The sequence below is a fragment of the Nocardia sp. NPDC001965 genome (assembly GCF_053594175.1).
Window position 1 is genome coordinate 1 of record NZ_JBSFDZ010000034.1, and the last position, 20,542, is coordinate 20,542.

Consider the following 20,542-nt stretch of genomic DNA (forward strand, 5'->3'; position numbering starts at 1 on the left):
CGCTCGCCAGCCAGCACACCGCGTCGGAGATGTCCTCCGGCTGCGCGATCCCCTCCGGCACCCGCGACCGAACCTGATGCTGCCAACCCGATCCCCCGCGTCGGTGCAGCGCCCGATGTGCCCGACGCGATATCGGCGACCGGCGCTATCGCGCGATCAGCGATTCGTTAGGCTTGATGGCGCGGCATTCGGCGCGTTTCGGTAACCGGCGCGGGCGACTCAGGCGGATCCGCCACCCCCGGCAGTGTTGTGATCGCGGTAGGGGGCGGCCCACCGCTTGACAGCAGTCGCCAAGCCTTTGAACCTCTCTGCTCTACTCGACGCAAGGTTCAGCGGTCCTCGACGACACAACGAGCAATCACTGACCGGCCCAACTCCGACAACGGCTCGTACGGTGGGCCGCGAAAGCTTCCGATGAATAGGCGCGTTAGGGATTGAGGCTCATCCGGGGTGACGAGTCAGGCTAGGCAGACAGGCTCAACCTGGGAGTGGTGTGGGATCTGATCGAAGCGAAGGTGACCGGCTCCGCGCTGAGGCCGGCGGTCGCGGGAATCGACGAATTGGCCCCACCCGGCGATGCCGAACTCGACGGTAGGCGCGCGGACGAGTTGGCCGGGCGGTTCCGCCACCGTGCGGCCGTTTCCGCCCCAACCGAGGCACGGCATGGCTACGGTACGACCCCTGACGGTGCACCGGTTCTGGTCGCGATGCGCACGCTGGCCAAGTTCATCAGGGAAAGCCTGGTAATTCCGGGATGTGGCGGCTCGATAAGCGCCGGTCGATCACGACCTGATCGGCGGGTCGTGGTCTCGGCTGGTCTATGTGACCGGCCGCCCGGCCGAGACCGTTGATCGCGCGGCCTACGTGTTCCGTGTGCTCGAACAGTTCCACCTTCGTCTCAAGCGCCGCAGCGTCTTCTTGGAAGCCTCGTCGAAATGGCGTGATTTCCGTGGGCACCTGTTGGCCGGAGAGCACTGGGAGATCGCCCGCGAGGCCGGGCCTGAACAACGGACCCGTTAGCGATGCTCGCTGAGCATGCCGAGGCGCTGGATACCGCCTATCGGGAGGTCGCGCCCGGCTCGATGGCGATTCACTGGCCACGGTCGACGACGTCGGCAAACTGCACGCAGCCGCGCTGACCGATCCGCGGCGCGGGTGGCGGCTATGCTGCCGCGCGTCGATCTCCCGGAGCTGGTATTGGATGATGTCGCGGCATCCAGGTTTCACCGAGGCCTTCACTCGCGCCTTCGGAAACCCTGCACCGGTCGCCGATCGCGGCGGTGCTGTGTTCCGCACGCGATGAAAGTCGAGTTCGGGCGGGTGACCGGTCCAGGGTAGCGGTGTTGACTCGCGACCCGGCTGCGCAACGTCGGTCAGCAGACTCGCCTCGACCGCGCAGGTCACGGGATCTGTTGTTGAGGAACTCTTGCCGCAGGGTCCGCTCCCGCAGCTGCTGATACTGGTTCAGCACCGCCCGCTCGACCCGAGCCGCGGTCCCCGGATCCACCCCGCTCGCGTGGACCCTGGCCAGCAGCGCTGCCACGTTATCGGGAACCCGGCCGTGTTCACTGCCACCATCACCGTGCACCGTCAGCCGATCCTGTAGCCGGATGCCGGCTTCGATCAGTTCACGGCCGTCACGATCGGCGTCGACGGTCCTTCCTATCCCGCGGGCATCTTCCCCACGCGCAATTTCCGCCAGATCCCCCAGCGTGCGATTCACGTGGGGACCGTATTCGTCCCTGAGCAACCTGACCATGACGTCACGCATGCTCTGGAGCAGCTCACGTCCCGCTTCACCCGTCATCGACTGTGCCAGACGGAACCCGACACAAAACCCACTGCCGAGATCGCCGCCGCCGCGCGGCAGGGTCGCTGCCGGCCTGATACCGGCGCAAGTCCTCGTCGTACACCCGCGCGGACCTGACCAGGCTCCGCACAGAGATATGCCCCGATAACTTCATCAGCATCGGCGTGGACGCTCCGTCCTCCACGACATAGCCACCTTGCCTAGAATGCCGTAGCCGATGAAACGTGTACGGACCGCCACCGAAGAGCGCGATCTGGTTCTCGAGCAGCTCTGCAGCGCGACGGTAAGACAACCGAGCACGATGCGCCGCTAAGTCGACACCGGCTGCGGCGACCGACAGACGAGCTTTGCGGTCGGTCAGGAACAGCGGTCCCGACCGGCGTCCGGCCAGCGTCCGGGGCAACAACTCCGCGGCACCGGTTTGGCACGCGATGACCTTGCGGGCTCCGCCTTTGCCACTCACCACCGCCCACCGGTTCGCGGTCTCGAGATCGGGCACATCCTCCATCAGGACCGCTTCGGCGCGGGCCGAAGAACCGGAGAGCAGAGGCCCCAACACCGGTTCGCAGCGGCACATGCGATCAGAGAATCGGCGCGACCAGATCCCACGCAACGATTTTGCGGTGTCAGGCTGCGCGGGCTTCACCCGCAACCGAACCAACGGATCATCAGCGAGCCAGCCCTGCTCGCGCCGGTACCCGCACGCCGACGCCAGTGCGATCAACCGGATGTTGAACGTCGTTGCCGACCTGGATTCCCGCACGAACGTAAACCAGCCACCCACCCGATTCAGCAGCGCCACATCCGTATCCGCCCCGGAATCGACAAGCAACTGATCCCGCGCCACACCGTATGCCTCATGCGTGTTTCGCACCGTCAGCGTTGCCAGATAGATCTGCACCGTATCCGCCATCCGCATTCGAATAGCCGAGTGCGATACCGCCCGAAGCCGTTCTACTCACGCCTCTCACCACTGTCGCAGATAGTTTTCCCGAGCCGCCACAACACGGAAGGCCCTTAACCCCAGGGCGGCTCACCACATACCGCAGCACCTCTTGTTCCAGCGGGCGCTGTGATGATCGAGCTCTAACCTCCATAATGCAACACAATATCGCGCTTATCAAGCGAACAACACCAGATCCGAGCCCCGAGTCACTGCGAGGTTCGACTTGCGGGCAGCAGGCACGCCGCGATGCCACTTCGGATGTCAGCGAACCGTTGCGAGACTCTTCCTACGCGGGTAACGAGCTTGAGGGCGTGTAGAATCCGTGCGCCGCAGCCGACCGCGACAAGGAGGGTGACGGGCGCGTCGCAGCCGAGGAGCCGCTCACAGCTTCGGCACAGAAGCGGTTGACAGTCCGTGTTCGACAACCTAACCTCTGCTAACGCAACGATACTTTGTATTACACTTGCATGTTACTTCGACTCAGAGAGCGGAGGTCGGGCCTGGAGCGATGGTCCCACTAACTGCCCTCGACTCACATGGACTAGTTATCGGCGCTAATAACCCGCATAAACCAGACGTCGAGGGGGCCTCGTCGTCCGGTTCGAGCCAGATCTTGTCGCTGCCATAGGCCCGGTTTTGGACAACTGGCGCAACAGCGGCCGTTGAATCGAGCCGGAAAGCGTTTGAAGCGCAGGCCTGCAAAAAAACATCCCACGCGACTCGTGGCAGCACGAATGCTCGACAAGAGATTCATCTAGTTCTATTGAAGGAAAATCGAATTGGAATACAGCGGAGCACCCGCATTGGCGATCAAGGGCCTTGCCACTAAACTTGCCGTTAGCGCCAGATCGATTAGCTCTGGTTTAGAAAGCGCCACCAACAGGGCAGCGCAACAAGCCGACGCCGCCGCTGACCTTATCGGAAAGGCTGATAAATGTCGCATTCCACGTTTCGTCTTCCCTTCATCGGCGACTTCGAGTGGAGGAATCGATCTCGCACCTGACCTGATTAGTCAGGCCAGGACGCACTCCGACGAAGTCGAACTTCAAGCACTTCAGGACGGAGTACGACCAGCAAAACTGGCAACAGCATTCTACAACCGTAAGACTGGAAAAATCTTCTTCGGATCGAACAACACGTTCTATCCCGGCGCTGGCACGTACGCGAAGGAAGCGGAAGGCATTCGATTAGGGCCTCCGTTTCCGCTGCACTGGGAACTCGAGTCGAGGATGCCGAAAAGGAGTCTCGAGGACTGGCCGGCAGGGGGCTGCGCGGAGATTCACGCCGCTAATCGTGCGCTATTGGTCGCCCAGAGGACAGGCGAGAATCCCGCACTAGAAGATTACGCTTATGCGACAGTACATAATGGACAACACCGCGGACCATGCCGGAATTGCCAGGCAATGCTGGGGGGAGCGCTGGAAGTCACCGAAGCCGGTTCCCAACGCGGCCTGTTCCTCGGCGGTGCAGTCCGATAGCACCCTATGATTCGATCTAGCTTGACACTAGACCCGGTCGATCCTCGAATAGGTCTCCTCACACACCGATACGACTACTGGCACCGACACCTTCGACAGGACCGGTATCAACTGCCGCACAGGGAACCTTTTCGGCACGGGCTCTGGCTCGCTTTCAGAGGCGCTGTCAAGTGACGGTGGCACGATGCTTGACGGCCCGAGTTCATGTGTCCACGACAGCGGCTGGCCAATCTTCCGGTCGTGGGCGCTGCATGGTAGCGCGGGTGCGTGTCAGGCACCTGCACTTCCCCAACCCAGGGATACGAGGCGCACGTTCTGAGAGCAAGTGCGCTGGAAAGGTACAGCACATTTACGCAGTTGAGCGGACACGTTCGTGCAGCGGTGCGTGAGCTGACCGGGCCGCGGTCCGGATGCTCGGATAGTGGTCGATGCGACTGCCGCGGCAGACTGCGGTGCGGGTACAACTCGGGATTCCGCTGCAGCTCCATAAGGTGCCGAGGATTCTCAGCCTGGATGATCCGCTTTTTCGCGCCGCCACACATGCGGGACTGTAAAAATTGGCGCCGCGATCAATCAGCGTATCGATGCCCTGCCCGACCGCCGCTCCGAGCCTCTGGAAGCGTGGGTTGTGGGGCCCATCCCCGGGTCGGGTTTGTCGAAATCAGATCATGATCGGCAATCTCTGAACCGTTCCAGCGATGGCAGTGCGCCGGAATCTGGCTCGTCATTCTGAAAATGCTGCAGGCCTCCCCGATGTAGTCGACCGGATCAGGTAGAGGCACTCTCTCCACCAACAGCCAGGGCGGTTCGTAGTTGATGCCTTTCAAGATTCGTGCTCCAGAGGAAGGGGTTGCCATACGCGACGATGATCCGGCCGGCGCGGATAGGTGCGATTGCGCCATACGCACTCGCCGCAGGGTTGCAGGTCGTAGCCGCGGGCAACGACCCTGGTCGCGAGGCCGCTATCCTCTACAGTGCAGGCAGCAAGTTCTGACAGGCCTGTACAGTGCTTTACAACAAATTGCGAAGAAATTGACAAAATTTTCCCCGACAGGCCTTTGAATTAGAGGGTGATTCGAACTCTTCCAATGCTAGCGCGAGCCTCTCAGTGTCCTCTAATAAATTCGCCAGCTTGGCGCCAACTTAGGAAATACGCCGTATCCGCGTACTCTCGTTGAGAAATTACTATTCCTTCACTAACTTTGAAAATATCGATGAGGAATACCTCAAAAAGCTTTCCATCGATACTATGGCCACGGCAAATATTCTCAACAATTACAGTATCGTCTTCGGCGACCATATTGGTAGGCGTCCGTGATATGTCGGGAAACATTTCCACCATAGTCAAGCAGTGCCTTATCATTTCCTTCTTACCGTCATACGACAGCAAGAAAGGGAAGGTCTCCGCATTGCAGCGGTGTTCATACTGAAAATTATCAGCAAGGAGATCAATGGTAGGACCTTGAGTCCAGTCGCCCCACCCTTTTAGGAGGGTTCGGATAATTTCCTTGTTTTCATCTATATTCGACATTCGATTTCCCTTCATCATTCACCGTTACGCCACCTGTGCGTAACCGAGCGCAGGGTGGAGATCAGGTCCGATTCCAGCCGAAGGTCAAGTGCGGCCAGGGTCGGCCCCAACTGACGGGGATTACTGGCACCAACAATTGTCGCCGCGAGAGCAGGAAGCTCAAGCGTGAAGGCGACCGACATCGTCACGGGATCGAGCCCGGCTTCTCCAGCGATTCGAGTCAATTCCGTGACGGTGTCGAACTGTTCTTCATGCCAGTAGCGAGCGCGGTAGACTGTACCGAACGGGCCAGCCTTCGAGCCGAAGCGAGTATCGTCCTGCGGCGGCTCGATCCGGTTATGCTTACCAGTGAGCAGCCCGCCAGCAAGAGGATTGTAAGCGAGGACACCCAGGCCTTCTTCCTGGCAAAGCGGGGCCAGTTCCTTCTCAGCCTCCCGAGACAGGAGATTGTACCGAGTTTGAGTGCACACGAACTGGGTCGTATTATGCAGTGCACTACGTCCTAGCGCGCGAGCAAGTTGATAAGCTAGGTAGTTGGATGCGCCAATGTACCGCGCCTTGCCGCTGGAGACGATGGCGTCGAGCGCAAGAAGGGTCTCATCCAGAGGTGTGAGAGGATCGTAAAGATGCGGAAAGTAAATATCGACATAATCGGTTCGTAGGCGCGTGAGTGAAGCATCGATGGCGTCGAGCAAGTGCTTCCGGGAAGCCCCGTTGTCCCATACGCGCTGCCCGACCGGCCCTCCGCCTTTGGTAGCCAAGATGAAGTCATCTCTGCGCCCTTGCAGCAATTGGCCGACGATATCCTCGGAACCTGGATAGGCGTCGGCTGTGTCGATGAAGGTAATACCAGCTTCAGCAGCTGAATCAAGCACCTCTCGGGCCTCGGCGAGATCAAGTTGCCAGCCGAAATTCTGCGTACCCAATGCTAGTCGTGATACTTGCAGGCCGGTTTGGCCCAGGCTATTGTGTCGCATATTACCGATTCCCGTCGTTCAATTCCTCGAGCATTCGACTCGCGTACACCCGTCGGAGGTACTCCGCTAGTTGCGGTCCATCTAATGCGGTGCTTCGATATCCAATGTAGCCGTCAGGTCGCACATATATAATTTCAGGCTTCGAAAGCCCCAACGAGCCACGCATTTTTCGACCACCATCAATGATCACATCTGCAGCATCGACTTCCCGGCCAAGCTTTCTCGCGTCTACTTCAGTTTGAAATACAAAATGCACCCGCAATAGGTCCTGAAGTGCTGAAAGCTGCTTAGCTATCTGAGCCAATCTACTGACCACATCGAATGAGGGTGTCTCGCCGGCATATAACAGCAGCTCCGCTGTAGGACCACGCAGAACCGAGAACAAGCTGGTCCCACGCCCTGCTCGCCGACAAGATACATCCGGAACAAATGATCCAGCCCGAGCATCTGCAGGTTCCTGACGCGAGTTATTCCACGAAAGCGTGCTGTCCAGATAATTAATATGCACCATACTCATTCGTCTGGCGGCCAGCCTCTCGGCTAGTACCGGACTTCGCACCGCCATCGCCATCGCCGAGGAGACGACTCGCGACCCGAGTCCTCGAGGGTACATTACCCGATGCATCCGTTTCGAACGGGCCAACACGTTTCTAGCTTCGGCCAATCGCTCCTCGGTATAAGTGTCGAGAAGGCTCGACGCAGCTCGATCGTCAATTGTGAGAGCTAGTTTCCATCCGAGATTCAGCGCGTCTTGGACACCGGTGTTCAGTCCTTGGCCGCCCGCCGAACTGTGGACATGAGCCGCATCACCAGCAAGAAATACCCGGCGGTCGCGATAGCGGTCCACAGTGCCATAGTTTACACGGAGCTCGTGCATCCATAATGGGTTGGATACATTGGTGTTGAGACCTGTATATTCATGCCAGATTTCATTGAAGTTCTCGAGAGTGAGCGGAATCTTGTCTTCAAGAAGAGTCACCCAAGCATGCCATCTCTCAGTATGTGGATCGAAAAATGCGATTGCCGATCCTTTTCTGTGGCGGCCGAAAAAGATCACGTCACGCGACGTATTCCAATCCATATCAAACTCGCCGATGAACCACTTTCCAGGTTCAGCATCACCGTGCATCTGTAATCCCAACCGGTTCCGGACAGCGCTTCTCCCTCCGTCGCAGCCTACGATCCAGCCTACGCGTATTCGATGCCGTCCACCGTCCTGCTCAATCTCTACGTCGACCCCATCTTCATCTATTTCGAAATCGACTAGGCGACTGCTACGGTGAACCTGATGACCGAGTTCGGCCAGAGAATCAGCGAGTACCTTTTCTATGGCCTGCTGCCAGATGCTGAGCTGATAAGGGTAAGGCAGCCGCAGCGCGCCGCCTGCCGGCAGCTCGCTCACCGCGCGCCCGTTCGCCCAGTTAAGAATAGTCGGCTGAGGCGTCACCGCGGCACGCATCATGGCTCCGCCAAGTCCTATTATGTCCAAGCCTTCCAACGTGCGCGCCTGTAGACCATGAGCCTTAGCGTGCGGGTTCGCAGTTGGAAGCGCGTCGATGATCCGGATCGGAACCCCACGCTGGGCCAGATCATTTGCCAGAGTCAACCCTACCGGTCCGGCGCCGACGATCAGCACTTCACGGTTGCTCGGGTTCGTATCCATCGGCGCGCTCCTCATATGCGTTCGGGTCCACAAACGCCCGATCGGATTCCAGTGGCGGCTCCGGTCGAAGTCGTCTGAACCGGCCCGGGCGAATCTTAAAGCCACAATTAGTTGCTATAATTAGCAGAGTATGCCACCTCAGCGAAGGTGTCAACCGATTCTTCACCGCCACAAAAGGCCGCTCGTGATCGAAGCCACCGGATGCGCAAAAGGGACTTGCAGCGAGCGCCGATAACGGCTTCAACGAGCAGGGACATGCAGGCATAGCACCACTCGGGTCACCCACACTCCAACGAACCGGCACGACACAACGGCTTGAGCCCCTCGCGCAACCTCACCCGCAGGCGTGGCGAACGGCCCCCGGCCGATCGCCGATCCTCCTCGACCACTGTCGCAGCACAGGACGCTTCCACACCCATGGTCGGCGACAGACTACTCGCGACGAAGTCGAGCACCCCAGATCCCGCCCCAACCGGGCCAAACTCTCACCGACGAACCAAAACCGAGAAGACCCGCTTCACACACAAAGCCAACGAAAACCCTGCACGAAACGCCATCGAAACCATCACGACACGTCCACAGAACATCCCACCCCCTCCAACCTCAAGTCGCCCGCACTGAACCTCTTCCCAACTATTGCTTATCAAGAAGGAACGTTGCATTATCAATGCCAGAGCTGCAGCACCGCAGCACCTACCGACACAGAAGGGAAGCGGCATGCCGCACAACAACCCAACAGCCGCTCACCTCGACCCACACTGTGCACTCTCGCCCCCGAGAGCAAACCAATCCCTCACCACAGCCCGCCACGAGATAGAAACTAGACATACTCGACGACGTTTGGGGACAAACCCCGGCGGCCTAGCCCAGAAGAACCTTCTGAAGCTAACGCAGCGCTGTGTTAACCAGACTCTACGTAGATCTCATTCGTTCGCAGACGTGAGCCTGAAATTTCCCGTAGGACGCAAAGTTATCGAGATTGACGAGACGCCTCTCCGAGACGCGTTAGTTGCGTTACAGAACTTCAATTTTTCCACAAACTGCTGGAAATCTTACCAATGCCTACGGGTAACGCAATGAGCCGCATGGTGCGCTCGCCTAAGGATAAGGTGACCGCGGACATCGATCTCGTCATTCGCAATGGCACGGTCGTGACCACTCAAACAACCACGGTAGCGGACGTCCTGATTCGCTCTGGTCGTATCGTGACTGTCGTCGTTGGTACCTGGGACGGCGTCGCGCGGTCAACCATCGACGCTTCGGGCCTACTGGTCTTCCCTGGGATGATCGATACCCATGTCCATCTGATGGAGCCCGGCGACCCGAGCAGGGAAACGTTCGTACAGGGAACCGCTGCGGCAGCGCGCGCCGGAGTCACGACAATCGTCGAGCATACCCACAGCTGGCCTGTGCACGAATTGACACGCCTTGCAGAAAAACGGGATCTCTTGGCCGACCGCGCCCATATTGACTATGGGCTGGCCGCCCACGTCTGGCCCGATCGCCTGGAGCAGATCGAGCCGCTTTGGCACGCCGGAGTCGCGTTCTTCAAGATCTTCACATGTACAACGCATGGCGTACCCGGCATCGGATCAAGCGGGTTGCTCGATGTCTTAGGCCGACTGTCCGAACTCGATGCTCGATGCTTGGTGCACTGCGAGGATGAACTGATCACCGCAGCTGCTGAGCGGCTACTTCGCGATGCAGACCGCGTCGATCCAGCCCTGTTGACGGAGTGGCGCACCCGAGAGGCAGAATTGGTCGCCGTATCTCAGGTGACAGCGGCCGCAGCGTTGACCAAGGCCAATGTCCGAATAGCGCACGCCAGCCATCCGGCCATAGTGTCCCATGTTTCGAATGCGCGAATGTCCGGTGTCACAATCAGCGCCGAAACCTGTCCTCAATACCTCCTCATGAAAGAGGATGAGGTAGCTAAGCAAGGTGCGTTGCGCAAGTTCACGCCTCCCGCAAGGATCAGAAATGATCAGGAACAGGCAGCAATGTGGGCACTTCTGACCACAAGTGAAATCGACACGATTTCAAGTGATCATGCTCCATCTACGCGTCAACAGAAGCTTTCTGGAGATATCTGGTCGGCGCCTTTCGGACTCCCGGGACTTGATACTACCTTTCCGTTACTCGTGGACGCGATTGCGTCAGGTATGATAACGGCCGAGCGGATTGCAGACATCTACTCACGCCGCCCTGCAGAACATTTCGGCCTCAAGCGAAAAGGACAGTTAGCAGCCGGCTTCGACGCCGACCTCGTGTTGGTAGACCCGAGATCGGAATGGCTGATCAAAGACTCCGACTTACTATCGAATGCAGGGTGGTCGCCATTTTCCGGCCGTCACTTGCAAAGCAGGACGGTGCTGACATTGTTGCGAGGAAATATCGTATGCGAAGACGGTAGATTGACGGAAGTCCGCAATGGAGAATTTCAACCGGGTCTAGGATTCGAGGTGCGCAAGTGACTGAGCAACCGAACTCGCGAGTCCTGTTACTCGGCCTCGGCGGCACGATCTCGATGATCGATACCGTCGGAGGAGATGCTCGTCCGACTTTACGCGCCGCAGAGCTCATCGATACATCGAGCGACTCCGTGCGGGTGGATGTACGCGATCTCCGCATCGTCCCGGGCGTCCATCTGGACTACGACGACATATTCGCCTTAGCACACGAAATCAAGACCGCCCACCTTCATGGCTACCAGGGTGTAGTCATTACTCAAGGTACGGACACCATAGAGGAGGTCGCCTATGCCCTCACTTTGTTAGTTTCGGATCCGATTACAGTTGTCGTCACAGGAGCGATGCGGTCAGCGTCCGCCCCTAGCGCCGACGGAGGCGCCAATCTCGCGGCCGCAATTGCTGTCGCAGCCGATCGTAGTTGCGCAGGAGCCGGCGTTCTTGTGGTTCTCGGCGACGAGATACACTCAGCAGCCCATGTGCGTAAAACCAATACCACCGATCTACATGCATTTCAGTCCTGGCCGGGCCGACTCGGTTACATCCATGAGGGCGAGCCGTATCTCGAACTTCGTCCCGCAAAGCCGCCGCTGGCGATCCCTCTGGTCGGCCTGCCATCTATCCCACGCATCGAAATTATTACCGCATTATTTGGGGGCGGCACTGAGATGTTGAACTGGCTGTTGAGCGACCCGCCCGATGCCCTGGTTCTCGTAGCTTTCGGCGGCGGGCACGTCCATCCATCCTGGGTTGAGCCACTAGCCACCTTTTCCGCTCGGCATCCAGTCGTATTGTGCTCACGGGTAGGGAGCGGCCGCATACTAAGCAGCACATACGCTTTCCCAGGGTCTGAACAGAATCTTCTGGCACACGGACTGATTGCGGGCGGTTGGCATGATCCGATAAAGGCGGCGGTTGCTCTCACACTGCTACTAACCGCGCGTTGCACTGATGCACAAATTCGGTCTTTTTTCGAAAGATGATCCACGTCAGGAGTCCCCTCATGTTACAAACCGTCGCTTTGAGCTTCGTAGCGAGCTTACTTGCCACCAATGCGACACCACATTTTGTAAAAGGAATCACAAAGGAGCAATTTCCAAGTTCGCTAGGTAACTCGCCAGTTGCGAACCTGATAGCCGGCTGGCTCATGTATGTTTTGATGGGTATATTTCTATTTTTTGCCCACCCTCAAAATCACCCAGTGCCTGCAGCTACGGCTGCCGCTGCGGCCGCATTAGTTATGGGCCTTTTCCACTCCACAGTAGGCGCTTTCGGTAAAGGAGGAAGCCGGCCTCCTCTTCCAGCCTCTCCGAATAGTTCAGCAAAAGGAATCCGATAGCTTGTGCTAGTTCGTCTAACAGCTCATTGAGTAGCGGACGAGACCGGTCCAATTCTTGCGCGATTCGTTAAATGCGTGCTCACGCGCCACCTTCTATCGTACCGACGGCGGTGTGCTCGACGGCGCGAGTGGCCGCAACCGCTTCCCATCGCGGCTCACGCGCGAACAATATCGAGTCTACTCCCTAGTACAACAACTACTACTTCAATTCCGAAACCGCGCGCTTCGGGCATGTCCGCGACCGACGCCGGTACATCCCGCTCCCTGCCATCTACCGTCTGAAGGAGACTCGTTGATGAGCACCATCGAACGAGAGAATCTGAAGATACCTACTAGCTCGGGTCACCATCTCGACAGCTGGCTATATTTGCCTGCTACGACGAGACCTCTTCCAACTGTCGTGATGGCGCACGGGTTGGGTGGCATCAAGGCTGCCGGCTTGGCTCCTTTCGCGGAGTTTTTCGCAGACCACGGATTCGCGGCATTGGTGTTCGACTATCGTCATTGGGGTTCTTCTCAGGGGTCACCGCGAGAATATCTGTCCATCCGTAGGCAGCGGGAGGATTACCACACAGCTCTGCAATGGGCTGCTGAACACGAATCGCTGGATCGGCGACGATTGTTTGCCTGGGGGACGTCCTTCGCTGGAATGCATATTCTCGACCTTGCCGTATCGAAGGTCGATCTTGCAGGTGCGATTGCTCAGTGCCCCCTGGCCGACGGGTTCGCCGGCACTCGCGCCACACCTCCACGGCGAGCATTTCGACTGGGCACGACCGCGGTCGCTGATTTGATCGGCGGCATCGTGGGACGGTCACCGCGTTACCTACCGATCAATACGTCGTCGGGCGGTAGCGGCGTTATCGCAAACGACGATGCAATTATCGGACTACAACGCCTTGCCCCACGTGATGGGAGCGCTTGGCCAAATCAGATTACAGCAAGGTCGGTGCTTGATATTTCTGTGCACCGACCAGTGCGCACTGCAAGCCGGGTTAGATGCCCTCTACTGATGGTGGTCGCAGAGACAGACTCCGTCGCACCCACCACCCCAGCTCTGAAGGCTGCCATGCGGGCGCCGCGTGGTGAGCTCTACCGTAGTCGTGGTGGCCACTACGATGTATATGAGGGAGGTCTAGACCACCAGAACGTTCTGCGCGTGGAATTAGAATTCCTGAAGAGACATAGCAAATTATAATTCGTGAACCCTTTAGGGTCGATTTAGAGGTTGAACCCACCTGATGGCCGCCAGCGTTTGACCATTCACCTTGCTCACATTAAATTGGGATCGCGTGGGCCGATACCCGGCGCAGCGACCCGTCCCACCAGAGTGAACTGGGATTATCAAACGCGTTACCGATTACGACAGCGGCACCATAGATATCTTCATATGATCGGCGGCCAACGGGGGAAAACGTCGCGAGAGATGCGATGCCCTTCAAGGCTGATTTTCGGATAGGGATTTTCTTCGTCGGTATGCTCGATATTTCCGAATCCGAGAAGGTCTCCGATGCTACACGTTTCGCAGTCGAGCAATCAATACGATCGTAAGTTGTTAGCCATGTTCCGTCCTCGGATCGCACTTCCCTCGACAGTCCGACTACAGCGCCCGAATGAAACCATTCCAAGCTGGCCTCAGAATCCTGAAGCTGGCCCGAGCCGCAAAGTAGCGTCGTACGCAGGTTGACTCGGCTGTTGTTGCCGGGCGTGCGTCGGGAGTGGTCGACTGAGGATTTGATCGGGTCGTGGACGCTGGTCGGGGGTGACTGACATCAGGTGGGAACGAGACCGGTGCGACTCGCCCAGCAGTGCGACCAGATGGTCAAATACGCTACCGCCCTTACGGCTCGGGACTGCTGAGAGTAAATCGATCCTGCGCCGTTTCACCCGCGGCGCCCGAAGCATCCCACCTACGAGGCCCTCGAAGAACCGGGCCGGTCCGTCCGCACAATCTTTGCCTCGGGTTGCAAGTGGTGGAAAATTGGTGCTCCGCCAATACAGTCGCGCTCCACGGCAGAGACTCCCAGCGCACCGGCGCCGACTGCGAGCACGCCGAGGTCTCGATGCTCGCCCTGCACGTACTGCAGTCGGCGATGGTGCACATCAAGACCCTTCTTTGGAAGCCGTCCTGGAGGACCCGCAGTTCCATGACCTGGTCGGCGACACCGAACGCCGCGCACTGAGCGCGCTGCCTGCCATCTACCCTACGGACGATTCCGGCCCGACAGGGACACCCGCCTGAACCTCCCCCGGGAACGAGTCCCGGGATCCTGGCTGGCCGTCGTCGGTGCGCCGCCTCAACGAACAGCGGGCCGACGGCCGCTTGAGATTTACGCGGCTCGGACGAGGCGATTGGCAAGTGTGGACATGGTGTATGTGCTGACTCTCAGGACGACCTCCAGGGCATTTCGCTCGGTATACCCCTGTGCCAAAGAAGCTTTCAGCTCATCATCGCCCACCGCACCGGCGTCAGCCAGCACCTCCAGGGTGAAGACTCGGACAGCTTCGAGGCGCTGATCTTCCATCATCCGGCTTTTGCATAGGGCGGCGATCAGCTCGGGATCCGCGCCGAGCTTGCGGAGTTTGCCGGTGTGCACGGCGATGCAGAGGTGGCAGCCGTTGCGTACCGCGACGACATGATGACGATTTCGCGTGCCAACGAATCCAGGGTGTGCAGTGCTCGAGACTCGCGCTCATGGCGAGGAACCCGTTCAGCAGCTCCGGCGAGGCCGCCAACCGCGCAACAGCCTCGGGCACTTCCCGCCCGAGTTCCGCGACGGTCGCCATTGCCTGTCGTGCAGCCTCCGGGGCGGCTTCCAGCGTGTGCGGGTCGAACATAGAGTCCCCCAGCATAGACAACATGATTGACGGTAAAATACGAAACCGGGTTGCATTTTCTGGCAACAGTAGAGGTCACAACGCACTCCCCGGGGCCGGATACGAGGTTCCATTGCTGCTGTTTGCGGGATTCCGTCAGCTGATAGACGAACTACACGACGAGCTCGCCCGGCAGGGGCATCAAGGCGCGCGTCCCGCTTACGGTTTCGCGATGCAGGCAATCGGCCTCGAGGGGCGGCCGCCAGCGATATCGGCCGTCGCCTCGGGATCTCCAAACAGTCGGCTGGAAAGACCGTCGTCCGTCTCATCGCCGTCGGCTACGCCGAACGGACTCAAGACCCTGCCGACGCCCGCCGCAAAATTGTCCGCCTCACCCCGCACGGACTTGACTCCCTGACCCGCTCCGCCGCCATCTTCGACCGCCTCCGCGCCGGCTGGTCAGAACAGGTGGGCGAAGCTTGCCTCCGTGCAATGGAAGACGACCTTCGCACGGTCTCGGCCCCACTGCCTTCCGGCTCGACGCCGAAGGTTGGCTCGGCGGCATGAGCTGACGTACTGCCACGCGGAAACGACTACACCGGGTCGTGGAGCGGCCCCCACGGTTCAGGCGGGCAGCACTTCTGGGGTTGTACTGAGCCATACCGGGGGTTTAAGCCGATCGGCCAACGGAGCACCGCAGCCACAGGAATCCGGCCTTGGGCGGCGGTGTTCCGTACAGGTGTTCCGCGAACTGTTCCGGTGAACCCCCGTCATATGGACCGATCGCCGTTGTGATCGAGCCCTTCCGCGTCGGATATGTGCGCCGTCCACCGACGAACAAGACGTCGGGATCCAAACCGAGCAACTGCTCGCCCTCGCAGGTGTCACGCTAACGGATCCTCATCGACAAGGGATTCTCCGGCATCACCCGCGGCAACCGCACCGGCCTGGACAACGCGCGCACCACAGTCACCTCCGCCGCCGCAGCGGTCGCGGACCGGCAGGCGAAGCTGACCACCACGAAATTCGACCGGTTCGCCGGCAAAAAGGTCGCGGCCGGTGAAATCCTGACCAACCTGCGTGAGCGCGATGCCTGTTCGGGCTGGGCAACCAGATCTGCCAGGGGCCGTCTCAAGGGCAAGCAAACGAAACTGCCTCTCACCGCGCGGAAAACATTCTACCGCCAGTATCACAACCCCGGCGACGAAGCCAGCCTGGCCGATCTGGCCGAGGGATGCAGCGCCAGCCGCACCACCTACCGCATCATCAGCGGACCCAATCCACGCACCTAGCTCGTCGCCCACCCGTGATAATAAGTCTTGACCGCCGCCCCTACTCTGAGGCTCGGGCCGGCTTCAGCATTCCGGGGCCGAGCCGTGTTGGTGCCGAATGTCTGCGGCTATCCGCACGGGCCGATCACCAAGTTCCTGTGGATAATATTGGCCCCGAGGTCGCCGGAACCGCCACACCGATCTCTACCGAACGGGCAAGCTCGTAAGCCAACGCCGATGTCAATTTCGAGGCCTAACACCGCTCGAGTTGCGCAGCAGCATGTCGGAAAACTCGTGCGCGACTCTTCAGAACTTCCACAGCAAGCTATCTCGGCTATTCAGACAAGCAGCTATACCAGATCATTTCAAATGCAGAATTTTCGACGCGAACCGTGCCGCGCGGATTTTTCATCCAGTCCGGGAGCTGCTACATCCCACGATTCCTCAAATACTTTCGCCTAAGATGTTGAAAACGGCACCACCATTTGCACAGGTTTCCACTTTCGAAACCGGGAAGTACGGCATTACCGAATTACTCGAGTTGCGCTCAAGGATCCGCTATTCCCAATGCAACCCGACTTTGACCACCTGTTGATTTAGGTCGTTCGGTTTCCACCTGCCCCCAAAGGCAACTGGAGATGCCGAGTCTCTATTTCATTTACCATATCGGCATAGCCTTCACAAGCTTCTCCGAGGTGAAACCATAACTTATGCCGCAATTCTTCATCTTCCGAGTTCAGAACCGCCCACCACGCGTTAGCGTAAAGCCTTGCCACGTGGCTTATTACTTGCCCCAGCGAGTGTGTATGCTTTCGCGCGCCTCTTGACCGTGGAATGTTTTCCACCGCCCAACTGTCAACCTCGTCAATAATTCGCTCGAGGTCTAGCCGGATGATCTCGGGATTGAAACCGGGTCGTTCTTGAATCTCCTTCGGCGAGGCTGAAATTAGTTTCGCATACAAGTCACTCAACTCACGCGCCCATCCAACGAGCGGTGATGCAATGGAGGAGCGGCCGGAGATAGCACGAAAAAGCTGTTCAGAGTCCAACAAAGGCAGAACCCTGCCCGATGAATAGTCGCCAGATAACGACTCGGCCGCTGGCCAAAGACCTTGATGCAGCAATTCCACTCACTCCTCAGGTGGATCCATTTCGATTCACGCTTGCAGCTTTCTTGATGCTCGATGGTTCATGCTTGAGAACTAAATTTAGTTAGCCAGTCCTATCTTCGACGCCTTTCGATTGACGAAATCGGCTGTTGCATCGTCGAACAATACTTGGGCACTATCGAAGATCCAGTAATCTTGAAATTGTATGACCTCTTCGGTTGTGGGCTCGAAATATCTTCAGATACAGAACTTCGTGGCGAACCGTCGACGACTCGCCCAAACCAAGAATTCTGCTACTATCCCAGAATTGTCCATTTTGATGAGCCGCAATGGAGTGGTGCTCGACGAATCGAACTCCCGACCACCTGGCTGCTTCTGGTGCATCGGAAAGCGTCCTACGAATAGATTCCCGCCCCCATAAACGACGGGCCACCCACTCGGCCGCCAGCGGATTTTCCATCACGCCGTCCTCGGCAGAGAGTGACGCTCGCCCTTCCGGATCCAGATCTTCGACCCCGTGCCGTTTCTCGTGCCAACTCGACCGTACTGAACGCCATAAGCTTCTCCATTGATACCATGCCACATGGAATGGCCGAAGTTCTTCACGAATTCGCCCACTAGTTCTTGCTTTTCGTCCGGGCGATCTCGAAATATCCGATGCGGAGCATCGAATAGTTTCCATCCCGCCCATCGCCAGGGGCAAGAACCTGCATTGCATCGATCAGCCCTGTCGGTCCGGCGCCGGCGATCGGCACTTCACGGTTGCCCTGGTTCGTATCCATCGGCGTGCTCCTCATATGCGCTCGGGTCCAAAAACGCCCGATCAGATTCCAGCGGCGGGCCCGGCCGTAGTCCTCTGAACCGAACCTGCGCGAACCTTAATGCTACACATTGTTGCTATAACTGCCAGAGTATGCCGCCGCGGCGAAGGTGTCAACCGATTCCGCACCGAGACGTAAGGCAGCTCGTGAACGAAGTCAGCGGACGCGCGAAAGTGACCCGCGCGAACACCGACAACAACCTCAACGGACTGAGACTGCAGACATAGCACTATCCGGGTCACCGACACTCCAACGAATCGGCACGACAGAACGGCAAAAACCTCGCGCAACCGCTCCACCGGACGCCGCTAACGACCCTCTGCCGATAGCCGACCCTCCTCCACCACCGCGCACACAGCACACTTCCGCACTCCTTGGTCGGTGACGCACTACTCGCAGCGAAGCCGAGACCCCCCATCCCACCCCACCGAGCACCACGCTCACCAACGAACTGAAACCGGGAAGACTCGCTTCATACACAGAGCTTTGCCCCAGAACTGCTCCCGCGGCTTCCTGCGGGTGTTACAGGTGGCCGGGCGCACCCTTCGGGTCCCTGCTCCAGAACTTCTTCAAAAGGGCCAGCCGAGACCGATACAGATGCAATCGAGCACTACGCTCACCGCGATTGAACGCGCGAGCCGCATGCTGAAATCCTTCTCATCGGTGCCCGGTCCGACCAGCCGGCGACGGGCAACCGAGAAGGCGACCCCGGGGACGACCAGGCCCAGCAGCGCGAGCAGAATACCGTTTGCGGCAGACTTATCAGGCACCTCTCGCCTGCTTATGGATCAGGATCCGCCGCAGCATATACACACTGCGTGCTGGCTACGGTAGAGCCGACCGGCACAGCGGGGACTATCTCGGTAACGGCTCTGGTCCACTTTCGGTGGTAGCTGGGTGGATTCAGGCCAGGAGGATGCGGTGGCGGAGCAGCCGGAGTCCGGCGCGGCCACACATTTGTCGTTTGATCAGTTTGGTTTTCGTGTTCACGCCTTCGACCGGGCCGTTGCTGTAAGGGGATGCAGAGCCCGGTCAAGACCGCGTGGTAGTCACGGTCTATACCGCGCAGGAACAGGTCGAGTTCCGGTAGCGCCGCAGTGCGAGCCCTGCTCATCCAGTCGCCGAGGTCACGGCCGCGATGTTCGGTGACGATGGGGGCGAACCTCCTCACCAGCTCCGCGAGACGGTCAGGTCCGGACGGGTCGCCAGCAACTCGGTGAGATGAGCGTTCGCGGGGGCGGGTGGTGATCCAGGCGGTCAGCCGCCGGGGCGAGGGCATGACTCGGTCGGACTCAGCGCGGCCCTGATTCAGTTACTAGTGCAGGAGATTCAGGCTACCGGTGTAGCCGAGATCGGTGATCTCGGCCAAAAAGGTCGTGACCGGCACGCCGGGTTCTGCCGCGCGGCGGACACGCAGGTGATCACGGTAGGGGTCGACCAGACTCGCCCGGCATTGCGGCGGACGGCGCAGCTTCTCGGGTTCACTAACGCGGGAATACTGTTTGACGGTTGTTCAAGCCGAGGCCGAGACGGCGGGCGCAGTCCATGAGTCCGACCCCGTGGTCGAGAAGGTCGTGGATGGCGTGCCAGCGGGCGAGGGTGGTGGTTTAGCGGGTCAACTGCCGACGTTCCGGGCCGACAGCGGCCCAGCAGCGGGCGTGGGCGGCGACCACCTTCTCTGCTGCTCGCACCAGGTTGTGCCATAGGTGCCAGCGGTCGGCGATCTGGATCGCCGTCGGGGCGCCGCGGCGGATCGCTTCGGCATAGGTGGCCGACCCGTCACGCACGACGAAATCGACGCCGGGATGGGCCCGCAACCACGCTTCCAGGGTGGTGGAGCGGCGGTCGGGCAGGACATCGGCGCGCTGGTGAGTCGCGCGTCGATCAGCACGGCGCCGTAGCGGTGGCGGCGCAGCAAGCGAAATCATCCACACTGAGCACCCTTGGCCCCCTCGGGGTCTGCAGCGGGATGCCGAGCAGCACCCGCACCGCGGTCTGCCGCGACATTCGCACCGACCACCGCCCGAGCGTTCGGGCCGCGGCCCGCCCGGCCAGCTTCCGCACGGCCGCACCGCCGACAACAACACTCATTTCAGCCACCGGACGATCGTGTGGTTAGGACGGTGAATTTGGACGTCGTTTATCGGTGAGTTCTGACGTCTGGTGGCGAGGATGAGATCTACCGGTATCGGCGAAATCTGACGCTACTGACGAACGTATCTTGCTGGTCGGCCGTATTGACCGATCGCGCGCTCAGGCCGGTGACGCGTCGTACTGACAGCATCCCGCCGGCACGATCGCGACGGCTTCCG

General features: G+C 59.3%; 15 protein-coding genes and 2 pseudogenes. 6 read left to right on the forward strand and 11 right to left on the reverse strand.

The genetic code is table 11. The features are described from left to right. Positions 1-822 precede the first annotated feature (822 nt). Entirely contained in the window at positions 823-1,020 is a 198-nt protein-coding gene (locus ACWCPQ_RS29320; RefSeq protein WP_449904881.1) for a hypothetical protein, read from the forward strand. 776 nt (positions 1,021-1,796) lie between these two features. On the opposite strand, the gene ACWCPQ_RS29325 is transcribed toward ACWCPQ_RS29320, so the two are convergent. Beyond that, on the reverse strand, positions 1,797-2,723 hold the full coding sequence (locus ACWCPQ_RS29325) for a tyrosine-type recombinase/integrase (protein WP_449904883.1): 927 nt from the start codon (positions 2,721-2,723) through the stop codon (positions 1,797-1,799). Positions 2,724-3,535: 812 nt separating this feature from the next. On the opposite strand from ACWCPQ_RS29325, the gene ACWCPQ_RS29330 reads away from it, so the two are divergent. After that, a complete protein-coding gene (locus ACWCPQ_RS29330) occupies positions 3,536-4,234 on the forward strand; it encodes a hypothetical protein (RefSeq protein ID WP_449904885.1) in 699 nt (232 codons plus the stop codon). A 1,105-nt stretch (positions 4,235-5,339) separates the two neighbouring features. On the opposite strand, the gene ACWCPQ_RS29335 is transcribed toward ACWCPQ_RS29330, so the two are convergent. The 3 genes from ACWCPQ_RS29335 to ACWCPQ_RS29345 are packed head-to-tail and all read right to left on the reverse strand — an operon-like array spanning position 5,340 to position 8,405. After that, positions 5,340-5,765 carry a nuclear transport factor 2 family protein gene (locus ACWCPQ_RS29335; protein ID WP_449904887.1) on the reverse strand — a complete coding sequence of 142 codons (426 nt, stop codon included), beginning with the start codon at positions 5,763-5,765 and terminating at the stop codon, positions 5,340-5,342. A 14-nt stretch (positions 5,766-5,779) separates the two neighbouring features. Beyond that, positions 5,780-6,691 (reverse strand): aldo/keto reductase, encoded by a 912-nt coding sequence (locus ACWCPQ_RS29340; protein WP_449904888.1) that lies wholly within the window; start codon positions 6,689-6,691, stop codon positions 5,780-5,782. A gap of 52 nt (positions 6,692-6,743) precedes the next feature. Continuing rightward, positions 6,744-8,405 carry an FAD-dependent monooxygenase gene (locus ACWCPQ_RS29345; RefSeq protein ID WP_449904890.1) on the reverse strand — a complete coding sequence of 554 codons (1,662 nt, stop codon included), beginning with the start codon at positions 8,403-8,405 and terminating at the stop codon, positions 6,744-6,746. 1,109 nt (positions 8,406-9,514) lie between these two features. Between ACWCPQ_RS29345 and ACWCPQ_RS29350 the strand changes: the two genes are divergently transcribed. From ACWCPQ_RS29350 to ACWCPQ_RS29360, 3 genes are all read left to right on the forward strand, one after another. Next, the gene (locus tag ACWCPQ_RS29350) at positions 9,515-10,879 is read left to right on the forward strand and encodes a dihydroorotase (RefSeq protein WP_449904892.1); all 1,365 of its coding nucleotides are present in this window, start codon (positions 9,515-9,517) and stop codon (positions 10,877-10,879) included. Beyond that, positions 10,876-11,856: an asparaginase gene (locus ACWCPQ_RS29355; RefSeq protein WP_449904894.1), complete on the forward strand. Its 981-nt coding sequence runs from the start codon at positions 10,876-10,878 to the stop codon at positions 11,854-11,856. The genes ACWCPQ_RS29350 and ACWCPQ_RS29355 overlap by 4 nt, the downstream gene beginning before the upstream one ends. Positions 11,857-12,507: 651 nt before the next feature. Beyond that, entirely contained in the window at positions 12,508-13,410 is a 903-nt protein-coding gene (locus tag ACWCPQ_RS29360; protein ID WP_449904896.1) for an alpha/beta hydrolase, read from the forward strand. Between the two features lie 1,132 nt (positions 13,411-14,542). On the opposite strand, the pseudogene ACWCPQ_RS29365 reads toward ACWCPQ_RS29360, so the two are convergent. Then, positions 14,543-14,836: pseudogene (locus ACWCPQ_RS29365) on the reverse strand (carboxymuconolactone decarboxylase family protein); the annotation flags it as partial. A 481-nt stretch (positions 14,837-15,317) separates the two neighbouring features. On the opposite strand from ACWCPQ_RS29365, the gene ACWCPQ_RS29370 reads away from it, so the two are divergent. After that, entirely contained in the window at positions 15,318-15,596 is a 279-nt protein-coding gene (locus ACWCPQ_RS29370; protein ID WP_449904946.1) for a MarR family winged helix-turn-helix transcriptional regulator, read from the forward strand. 317 nt (positions 15,597-15,913) lie between these two features. Here the strand turns inward: ACWCPQ_RS29370 and ACWCPQ_RS29375 are convergent, their stop codons facing one another. The 6 genes and pseudogenes from ACWCPQ_RS29375 to ACWCPQ_RS29400 form a co-directional block, all read right to left on the reverse strand. After that, positions 15,914-16,333, reverse strand: a complete 420-nt coding sequence (locus ACWCPQ_RS29375; RefSeq protein WP_449904898.1) for a hypothetical protein — start codon at positions 16,331-16,333, stop codon at positions 15,914-15,916. Between the two features lie 563 nt (positions 16,334-16,896). Further along, positions 16,897-17,430, reverse strand: a complete 534-nt coding sequence (locus ACWCPQ_RS29380; RefSeq protein WP_449904900.1) for a hypothetical protein — start codon at positions 17,428-17,430, stop codon at positions 16,897-16,899. 596 nt (positions 17,431-18,026) lie between these two features. After that, entirely contained in the window at positions 18,027-18,191 is a 165-nt protein-coding gene (locus ACWCPQ_RS29385; protein WP_449904901.1) for a hypothetical protein, read from the reverse strand. Positions 18,192-18,799: 608 nt separating this feature from the next. After that, positions 18,800-19,000 carry a DUF6338 family protein gene (locus ACWCPQ_RS29390; RefSeq protein ID WP_449904903.1) on the reverse strand — a complete coding sequence of 67 codons (201 nt, stop codon included), beginning with the start codon at positions 18,998-19,000 and terminating at the stop codon, positions 18,800-18,802. 133 nt (positions 19,001-19,133) lie between these two features. Then, positions 19,134-19,235 (reverse strand): annotated as a pseudogene (locus tag ACWCPQ_RS29395) (hypothetical protein); the annotation flags it as partial. A gap of 602 nt (positions 19,236-19,837) precedes the next feature. After that, positions 19,838-20,158: a transposase gene (locus ACWCPQ_RS29400; RefSeq protein WP_449904905.1), complete on the reverse strand. Its 321-nt coding sequence runs from the start codon at positions 20,156-20,158 to the stop codon at positions 19,838-19,840. Between the last annotated feature and the right edge of the window lie 384 nt (positions 20,159-20,542).